The organism is Capnocytophaga canis (assembly GCF_000827555.1).
Lineage (GTDB): Bacteria > Bacteroidota > Bacteroidia > Flavobacteriales > Flavobacteriaceae > Capnocytophaga > Capnocytophaga canis.
Map to the genome: position 1 here is coordinate 1 of NZ_CDOI01000200.1, position 5,949 is coordinate 5,949.

General features: G+C 32.8%; 9 protein-coding genes. All 9 read right to left on the reverse strand.

Features of this window, described 5'->3' with window-relative positions; all coding sequences use genetic code 11:
- Positions 1–202 precede the first annotated feature (202 nt).
- Positions 203–1,120 (reverse strand): hypothetical protein, encoded by a 918-nt coding sequence (locus CCAND38_RS10735; RefSeq protein ID WP_042345371.1) that lies wholly within the window; start codon positions 1,118–1,120, stop codon positions 203–205.
- 11 nt (positions 1,121–1,131) lie between these two features.
- Positions 1,132–2,361, reverse strand: coding sequence for a hypothetical protein (locus CCAND38_RS10740; RefSeq protein ID WP_042345372.1), 1,230 nt, complete (start codon positions 2,359–2,361; stop codon positions 1,132–1,134).
- Positions 2,362–2,389: 28 nt separating this feature from the next.
- Complete coding sequence (locus CCAND38_RS10745; RefSeq protein WP_156129802.1) at positions 2,390–2,809, reverse strand: TerB family tellurite resistance protein; 420 nt, start codon at positions 2,807–2,809, stop codon at positions 2,390–2,392.
- A gap of 25 nt (positions 2,810–2,834) precedes the next feature.
- On the reverse strand, positions 2,835–3,128 hold the full coding sequence (locus CCAND38_RS10750; RefSeq protein ID WP_042345376.1) for a DUF6804 family protein: 294 nt from the start codon (positions 3,126–3,128) through the stop codon (positions 2,835–2,837).
- A 1-nt stretch (position 3,129) separates the two neighbouring features.
- Complete coding sequence (locus tag CCAND38_RS10755; protein ID WP_042345378.1) at positions 3,130–3,597, reverse strand: hypothetical protein; 468 nt, start codon at positions 3,595–3,597, stop codon at positions 3,130–3,132.
- A gap of 134 nt (positions 3,598–3,731) precedes the next feature.
- On the reverse strand, positions 3,732–4,181 hold the full coding sequence (locus CCAND38_RS10760) for a DUF2846 domain-containing protein (protein ID WP_082023514.1): 450 nt from the start codon (positions 4,179–4,181) through the stop codon (positions 3,732–3,734).
- Between the two features lie 176 nt (positions 4,182–4,357).
- Positions 4,358–4,867 (reverse strand): hypothetical protein, encoded by a 510-nt coding sequence (locus CCAND38_RS10765; protein WP_147362927.1) that lies wholly within the window; start codon positions 4,865–4,867, stop codon positions 4,358–4,360.
- A 269-nt stretch (positions 4,868–5,136) separates the two neighbouring features.
- A complete protein-coding gene (locus CCAND38_RS10770) occupies positions 5,137–5,697 on the reverse strand; it encodes a hypothetical protein (protein WP_042007825.1) in 561 nt (186 codons plus the stop codon).
- Between the two features lie 57 nt (positions 5,698–5,754).
- Positions 5,755–5,949 (reverse strand): hypothetical protein (locus tag CCAND38_RS12040; RefSeq protein WP_197066358.1); only part of this gene is annotated, 195 nt, incomplete at its 5' end.

Sequence of the window (5,949 nt, forward strand, 5' to 3'; positions counted from 1 at the left end):
TAAGCTATACGCCATAAGCTAATAGCTAACTGCCTTCCAAAGCGGGTGCAAAAGTAATACTTTTTTATAAAACACCAAAAGTTTTGGAAACTTTTTTCAAAATATTTTTCATATATTATCTTATCATACTTATTATCAAAAACTTGTAAATGAAAATTTAGAATGTTACTCTTTAAAATACTTATTAATACCGTAAAATAACTTATTCTTGGGTCAAAAACTTATCAATACGGGATTGGGTGTTACTTGGTAAATCGGTATTGTAGATAGCAAATCGCTTTACATTCATCTCTTTAAACCATTTTTCAAGATAGGCTTTAATCACATCTTCATCTTGGATAGCTTTTTTAGATGGCGTTATTTCTAACACCAAAACTTCCAAATCTTGCAAATCATTACGAGTAGTTATAAAACCAAAATCCCCTGTATCAAATTTCTCACGCCAATTGGCACTTCTCAATCCATTGGATTGTATGGAAGTGGGTGATAAAAACGCACTTCGATTCTTTTGAACATCTTTTGATTGTGAATGATACAAATATCCATCTGTAAGAATAACCAAAATATTTCGGTAGTGGTCTTCGGAAGCTACACAATAATCTTTTACATCATTCTTAAAGAAACGCCATATATCAGATCCTATATAATTACTTGTTTGGATAGTTTGCTGATAGGCTTTCTCCAAATTAGTTGCGTATGTCTCTAAAATATTGTCGTATATATTCTTTTTCTCGGCAGTTTGCTGATACGAAAATTTTGAAAGGTCAATATTTAGTTCATTAACCATTTGGTTGATTTCTGGATTGGTTGGCGGAGGACTAAAAATAACCCGCATACGTCCTTTGGCTTTATACGCTCCCTTTTTCTCCATATCTTTTTTAAAAAAGGCTGAAATGTTTTTAATAATTTCAATATCCCGCTGATAGTGTTCAGGAGTATTGGGCGATACACTTGGGTCTATCCTATCAGATAAATCTAACAATAATGTTATGTTGTATTGTTGTTCTTTGGTTTTCTCTTCATTTTGCTGTTTTTTGGCATTGCCAAAATTACAATTTGATAAACTAAAACCAATTGCGATAATTGCGATAATTGCGATAATTGATATTACTTTTTTCATCGTTGTATTTTTTATGATTTTACTATATTTCCTTTGTGTTCATTACTAAGTTTTTCATTTAGTAGGTGTATTTCATCAATAAAATGTTTTTCAAATCGGTTGGCGGTCATCCATTCTGTCCAACCATTGGTAAATTCATTGACACATTGATAAAATCGAGACCAATTCATTACAAAGACATCGCCTCCAACTATTTTTCTGTGTGGCACCATTTCAAGTTCTAATTGTTGAATACATTCTTGGTTAGCTTCTATTTCTTTTTGATTTTTTTGAATATCCTCTTCCAACAGTTTGATTTCACTCTCTCGGGTTTTAATGGCTTGATTTACCACATTGAGTTTATCGTATGATTCCATTGTAAAATCAAAAACAAATCCCCAAATCAAGTACACTACAAAACCTGCGAAAATAATTACCCAAAAATTAACTTGTTCAAAAGCCAAAGAAGGTGAAAATATAGGCATACTTCCTGTCATATCCGCTAATCTTTTTATTTCATAAATTTTTTCTACGATTTCGTAAGCCAAAATAGCATCGAAAATAAATGTTATGACAATCAAAAATCCTATTTTTAAATACTTTTCAACTCCTTTTGTTTCTTGAAATTTATGTATTAGAAATCCTAATCCTAAAAAAGCAAATGGAATCGCCAAAACAAAAAGCAAAGCCTGTCCTCCCTCTTCGTATGCTTTTACAAGAGCTTGACTATCGAAAATTGCAGCAGCAACTTTATTATCATCAGGAGTAAAATCCTTAAAAAGAGCCGAATACGCTGCTGAACTATAAAATACAAAAAGATATACTGTTAAACCCAACAAAATAACAAGCCCTATAATAAAACTTGCCATACTTGATTTTTCCTTTAAAACACTTTCAGGATTTTCATTTATACGAAAAATATCTTTTCGTATTCCATCAATTTTATCTTTGATAGACTCATTCTTGTTACGAATATTTTCTATCACTTGTTCTTTTTGTTTTACAGAAACTTCAAGTCTATCTAATTCATTTTGAGCTTTTTTTACATCTTCTTCTTGTTTTTCGGTATTTGTACGCTCTCTTTTGGAGTAGTATTCTCGAACTAATACCCAACAGCCCATAAAAGCTCTCTCATTCCCCTTTTGCTTTTTGGACATATCGAAGCCCCAATCCTCATAGGTTTGTAACTCTGTCTTTCCAAATTCAATTTCTCCTGTTTCCAAAATGGGTGTTTTCTGCTGATTTTCACTTTGGTTTTCCATATTTTTAGAGAAAAACCCTCTTAATTGATTAAATGGTGCCATTTTGATTTGATATTAAGTTTGTGATTTCTTGTTTTAGTTGTTCTGAGTTTAATTTTTTACGAGCTAAATGAATCAGCCAATCGAATAACTCACGACTGACTTCGGCTTCAAACCCAAAACGTTCGCAAAACTTTAAAAATGTTGCTACTTCATTGTCGTCAATAACACCATCGGCAAGAATTACTTTTGCGAAATCGTAGAGTAAGAATATTTTGTCCATAAACTCACTCGGAGTTTGAAATATGCCCACCGGTGGATTGATCAGCATCTGTTGAAATTCTTGTTGTGAAAATCCCTTTTCTTGGGCTATCTCTAAAATTGTATCCAACTCCTGAGGGGCAAACTCGCCATCACTTAGAGCCAAGAAATACAAATTCATCAGGTGTTTTTTCATTTCCTGTACCATAAACATTTACTTTATTAAATTTATACTATTTCATTCTTTTAGGATTTAAAACACTTATTACCAAACCTATACCTACCAAAAGATCTATGAGATTCCAAAGTTCTCTTCCCATAGCTACTTTGAAGAAAGGTTGAAAAAGTAATGCCAATACAATATATACCAAAGTAGCCATTTCTTGTTTTTGGTTATATGAAAGATAAGCTAATACCCCAAAACCTACTAAAGCTACAAATCTCACTAACTGATAATAACCATAAGGCATCTTCAAAAGACAGCCAAACATCAAAAAGGCTAATCCTATTTTAATTATTTTCTGCATATTATAAAGCCTCTTGTACATTACTTGGTTTTGTACTAAAATTACCATTTTGTTGTAAAATCAATCGGTATTCTAATACATTATTATATAAAGATTGCGGATTGTCCTTACCAAAATGTTCATTATAACTAAATCCACCTTTGATTGTTCCATTTTTTGTTTTCATTATTTTATTGGGATTCCAGCCTTTTCCGTAATAGAAAAATACTTGATAAGTTCCATTAGCAAAGGAAAATGTATAACTATCATTTGCCTCAATAAATGCATGTCTTACTACTTTTCCTTTTTTCTTAATGGTAACCAATACATCGGAGTTACTTGTCGTTACTTTTATCTGTGAGCAACCATATTCTTCACAAGATGGATTTTCTCCATAATATTGGGAATAAGGCGTTGCTCCTGTGTATAAATGTTGTGCAGAGGCGATACTTACACACATTAAAAACATTAATAAAATTACCTTCTTCATCTTATATAAAATTAGATGCCCCTTGCAAAGTAGTACATTATGGCAATTTACTTAAAATCTCCTAAAAAAATGTTTAATTTTGAACAAATGAAAATATTTTGCAAAGGTCTTTATTAATTGAACTTTTATGTTTTTTATTCTACATAATTCACTTTTGGTTTACGCCTTCCCTTTACTAATTTTTCCCCTTTTTCAGAAGTTAGTATATTGAATTTAAAATTTGAATTTATTTGAATATAGTATTTCTTTCCTTTTTTTGCGTTCAATCCTACTAAATCTTCTCCTCTTGCAGAACCCAAGGTAGCTCCTGCGTGTACAAATTGAGTATTACCTATCACATACTCACCTTCTTCAACATCCCAAGCTAAATAACTTCCGTTAGTAGCATTTCCTATTAATTTATTATTACAATAGACAGCCACTCTTGTAGCCGAACCTACAAAAGATGGCTTTATGACATAAATTCTTGCTTTATCTACAGGGACATCGCTTTCACCTGTAAATTTAACATACTGTGTCGTTGCTCTACAAGAAACTAATATCATTAATGTGATTGCATAAAAAATCATTCTTTTCATCGTCATAAAAATTAAATTATTAAAACTCCCCTACTCTGTTACAGGCTTTTCGGGTTACGCCTTTTTTGAATTAACAAATAACAATTTTTCAATGAACAAATTTTCAATAAGTTAATTGGTAAAACACTTGTCTAATTATTGAAAATTAATCGATTAATAACTTTTTTCAACGATGAGAATAGTTAAAATACTTCATCATTTCCTGTGATGGTAAAGTATCCCTCTCCCTCTGTAATGTAAGGGTCTCTATTTTTCCATTTACCTTCTTTACATTTTTCAGAAAGTTTATAATTAGTATATTCGCTTTTCACAAAATACAAGTATTCATAATTATATAAACCTCTCTCAGTATATGAATCATTTTTCATCATATATAGCGGATAACTACCCGCGTTATAGCCATCATCACAATAATTTTTAAAAACAATAGTTTTATATTTAAACACATATTTTTTCCCTTTCTCTATGGCAACATATACTTCTGTCACTCCCATATTAATTTTGGTTCCATTGAGTATAAACTCTGAATATCTTTCTGCATCTACAACCAGAACAAATTCTTCTCCCGCCTGTTTAACCTCATCAAGAGTTTTGTATATTACAAACTCTTCTCCTGAATTTTCTTCATCTTTTTTACATCCTGTTACCAATACCATGGCTAACAACATTAATAATAATACATTCTTTTTCATGTTTATAAAATTTAAAATTCTCCCCTACTCTCTTACAGGCTTTTCGGTTACGCCTTATCTCAGACAATTAATAATTACGAATGACACTGATTGTTCATTGTTCATTAAAAATTTGTCGATTCTTCTGTTGTTTATCCACCCAAGCTCTACCCAAGGTGTATCCAAGCTCGGGAGGAGGAAAGTTAAAGGTTCAAAGTTCAAGGTTTAAGGTTTAAAGTTAAAGGGCTGAACCTTAAACTTTGAACGGGCGAAGCCTCTCAAACCCTTGCTTATAAGTTTTTGGTTGCCTCAGTGGTATTGGCAGGAATATCGGTTGCTCGTACCACAATTTTGTCACCTGAAAGGTCTGCATTGGTTTGCGTAGCGGTATAGACCCAATCCAACCCATTATCCACCGCATTGCCTTCTTCCACCAACGAACCATCGGAATTGTAAATATGTACCGTTACCGAAGCTACTTTGAAATCATCATAGGCTCTAACTTTAATGGTATCGCCGACCTGACCCGCATAGTCCGAAAGGTCAATCTGCTCAATCTTTGGAGCTTGTAACATATCGGCTACCGCTACGTTATAGGCAGTTACTCCTTGCTTTTTATCGGCTACTGATTGATATTCTTCCTTAACAGTAGGATTTTTGAGTGCCGTTTTGGCATAGATAGTTGCTTGTTGAAATTTTGCCATTTGTTCCTTTACCTTTTCGGAGGTAATCGCTTTCTTAGTAGGTTTTTGAGAAACTATCGTTTTTCCGTTACGCTGACTGAACACGAGCATATTACCTACTTTTCCACTTAGTCCGTGTGTGATGATGTTGTTTTTAGATTCTGCCATTGCTTTATGTTTTTTTTGTTAATTTCAGAAAGTTAGGGGATTAGAAAATTAGGATTTTTAGGAATCAATAGAAAACGTTCCTTTAAGGAAAATAAAAAATCCGCTTGATGGAGATTGCTCTCCATCAAGCGGATTTATATTACAGAGTGTAGTAACTACACTATTTTGGCTGTTTAAGTGCTGTGCTGTGCTGTGCTGTGCTGTGCTGTGCTGTGCTGTGCTGTGCTGTGCTGTGCTGTGCTGTGCTGTGCT